The 971-nt window shown below is 38.3% G+C and carries 2 protein-coding genes; one reads left to right on the top strand and one right to left on the bottom strand.

What is annotated here, in order from left to right; all coding sequences use genetic code 11:
* Positions 1-566 (top strand): aspartate dehydrogenase (locus ACS8FD_RS17305; protein ID WP_439276760.1); only part of this gene is annotated, 566 nt, incomplete at its 5' end.
* Positions 567-651: 85 nt separating this feature from the next.
* Here the strand turns inward: ACS8FD_RS17305 and ACS8FD_RS17300 are convergent.
* The gene (locus ACS8FD_RS17300) at positions 652-870 is read right to left on the bottom strand and encodes a hypothetical protein (RefSeq protein WP_439260698.1); all 219 of its coding nucleotides are present in this window, start codon (positions 868-870) and stop codon (positions 652-654) included.
* Positions 871-971 lie beyond the last annotated feature (101 nt).

The following is a 971-nucleotide window of genomic DNA, read 5'->3' as shown; positions in this document are numbered from 1 at the left end:
GTATCAAAATCTTAGAGAGAAACATACCTCTTGGGATTGTCTCAGTGGGTGCTTTTACTGATGAAAAATTTGCGATTTCGCTACATGATGCTGCAAAAAGACATGGGGTAAAAATTCATATTTTAGCAGGAGCGGTAGCAGGTATAGATGGCATCAATGCTGCAAGCTTGGCCGGACTTAGTAAAGTTATTTATCAAGGTAGAAAAAGCCCTTCGAGTTGGAAAGGCAGTTATGCTGACAAGCTCATTGATTACGACTCTTTAAAAAAATCGACCGTATTCTTTACAGGTACTGCTAGAGAGGCTGCGACTTTATTTCCTGCCAATTCTAATGTCGCCGCAACCATTGCTTTAGCAGGGGTTGGCTTAGATGAGACACAAGTAGAGTTGATCGCCGATCCCACGCTTTCTCACAACATTCATCATATAATAGCTGAAGGCATATTTGGTAAGCTTGAAATTAGCATAACTGGACTACCATTAGCTGAAAATCCCAAAACTTCAAGCTTAGCTGCATTTAGTGCTTTACGTTTGTGTCATCAGATTAATCAAGCTCTACAAATATAAAGCATCAATGAAGCGAGGTTATATGGTCAAAAACTCCAAATATTTCAAGTTTTATAAACCTCGAATAGCTCATATAGCTGAAACATTATACTCGCTGACCGTCGTTATTTTCTTCACCAGTAATGCTGCCTATTTTTTTGGTAAAGAACAATCCGACTGGTATTGAAATTAAGATACCAACGACTACAGCAATCTTAATGTGCGGTATTTCATTAAATCCTGACACCAACGCTGCAATCATAAGTACGCCGATGGTAACTGTTGCTGTCATTGAATAGATCATAGAAAATAATGTCCAGTTCATAACCTAATCCTCATAGTTTGTGTGGGTATATCTCCTTTATACGTTAAATCCACACTAATAGTAAGCTTTTACAGTATACTCTTAGAGCACACATACCAGCT

The sequence above is a fragment of the Psychrobacter sp. 1U2 genome (assembly GCF_051847575.1).
This window is presented reverse-complemented; position numbering and strand designations above follow the sequence as displayed.

Bases quoted from the DNA above. Each gene is read 5' to 3' on its own strand.
- ACS8FD_RS17300 (WP_439260698.1), bottom strand. From the start codon at position 870: ATGAACTGGACATTATTTTCTATGATCTATTCAATGACAGCAACAGTT.